Annotated in this window: 2 protein-coding genes; one reads left to right on the top strand and one right to left on the bottom strand. The window is 66.0% G+C overall.

Annotated elements, in window-relative coordinates; translation table 11 throughout:
* A partial coding sequence (locus A5652_RS12205; protein ID WP_067351084.1) for a glutamate synthase subunit beta occupies window positions 1-1167 on the top strand: 1167 nt, incomplete at its 5' end.
* Window positions 1168-1560: 393 nt separating this feature from the next.
* Here the strand turns inward: A5652_RS12205 and A5652_RS12200 are convergent.
* Window positions 1561-2003 (bottom strand): LLM class flavin-dependent oxidoreductase (locus A5652_RS12200; RefSeq protein ID WP_156745299.1); only part of this gene is annotated, 443 nt, incomplete at its 5' end.

Below are 2003 nucleotides of genomic sequence, written 5' to 3'. Positions count from 1 at the left end.
CCCTGCGAACCGGCCTGTGTGCTCGGCATCAACCAGGATCCGGTGACGATCAAGCAGATCGAGCTGGAGATCATCGACAAGGCCTTCGATGAGGGCTGGGTGCGGCCCTTGCCGCCGGACGCCAAGACCGGAAAAAAGGTCGCCGTGGTCGGTTCCGGGCCGGCGGGTCTGGCCGCCGCTCAGCAGCTCACCCGCGCCGGGCATACCGTCACCGTGTTCGAGCGGGCGGATCGCATCGGTGGACTGCTGCGCTACGGCATCCCGGAATTCAAGATGGAAAAGCGCGTGCTTGACCGCCGGCTGGACCAGATGCGAGCCGAGGGCACCGAATTCCGGGCCGGGGTCAATGTCGGCGTCGACATCACCGCCGAGCAACTGCGCGCCGACTTCGACGCCGTGGTACTGGCCGGCGGCGCCACCGCAGGGCGCGATCTGCCGATCCCCGGCCGTGAACTGGACGGCATCCACCAGGCGATGGAATACCTGCCGTGGGGTAACCGCGTGCAGGAGGGTGACGACGTGCTGGGCCCCGACGGCGAGCCGCCGATCACTGCCAAAGACAAGAAGGTCGTCATCATCGGTGGTGGGGACACTGGTGCCGACTGCCTGGGTACCGCGCACCGGCAGGGTGCGAAAATCATCCACCAGTTCGAGATCATGCCGCGTCCGCCAGAGACGCGCGCGCCGTCCACCCCGTGGCCGACCTACCCGCTGATGTATCGGGTGTCGTCGGCGCATGAAGAGGGCGGCGAGCGGGTGTTCTCGGTCAACACCGAGGAATTCGTCGGCGAAGACGGTCACGTGACGGCGCTCAAGGCGCACGAGGTGACCATGCAAGACGGCAAGTTCGTCAAGATGAAGGGCTCCGAGTTCGAACTCGAGGCCGACCTGGTGCTGCTGGCGATGGGATTTGTCGGGCCTGAGAAGGAGGGCCTGCTCACCGACCTCGAGGTGAAATTCACCGAGCGCGGCAACGTCGCCCGCGGGGCGGATTTCGACACGTCGGTTCCGGGCGTCTTCGTGGCCGGCGACATGGGTCGTGGCCAGTCGCTGATCGTCTGGGCGATAGCTGAGGGAAGGGCCGCCGCGGCCGCGGCGGACCGATTCCTGATGGGGTCGACTGCGCTGCCGGCGCCGGTCAAGCCCTCCGCGGTGCCGCTTCAGTAGTAACACCAGCCACACAAGAAACACGGCCGAGTTCACTCGGCGAGTCTCCCACTGTTTGCCAGACCGTAGGTGTGTAATAACCCGTTGTGAGCCCGCTCACATGGGGGTCACACCGGTTTCCCGGTTGAACGGACCGATCGCAGGAGAGATTCTTGTGCATATCCACCCATTACCTCGGACACGGATGGGGCGAATCGCCTGGTCATGGTTGCGTCACCCGGTGAAAAGTCGTGAATTTCCCGCTAAGCACGAGCGTTTGGTGAACGCTCAGGACTTGCTGCTCTTCGGTGCGTGACCGCCCGGCCGGCGCCCCGACTCGCGCGCGGCGGGTTTGCTCAGAGTGCGCCCGGCGGGGTTTCCCCTATGGTTCGAAGATGCGGCGGTAAAACGGCGTCACCGATCCCATAGGCCCGAGTTGCGGATCGCCTCGGCGAGCGGTTCCAGCACGGCCGGGTCGTGTGGCGGGGGAAGGTAGACGATGCTCAGATCCAACCCTTCGGCGGCCAGCCCGGCCGCGTCCTCGATGACTTTCGCGTAGTTCAGGTCAGGCTCCAGGCGCAGGTGTGCCGAGAGCGTGATCTCCTTGGGATCGCGGCCGATGTCCGCGCAGTGCGAGGCCAGGACGTCACGCTTGTGGGCGAAAACGTCGGGCGGACCGCCCACGAAATTCCAGTGCTGGGCATAGCGGGCGGTGATCCGCAGCGTGCGCTTCTCCCCGCTGCCGCCGATGCAGATCGGCGGGTGTGGCCGCTGCGGACCCTTGGGCTCGTTGCGAGCACCCTTCAGCTGGTAGAACTGGCCGTCGAAGTCGGTGGTCTCCTGGCTGAGCAGGCTGG

This window comes from Mycobacterium sp. 1165178.9 (genome assembly GCF_001673555.1).
Lineage (GTDB): Bacteria > Actinomycetota > Actinomycetes > Mycobacteriales > Mycobacteriaceae > Mycobacterium.
This window is presented reverse-complemented; position numbering and strand designations above follow the sequence as displayed.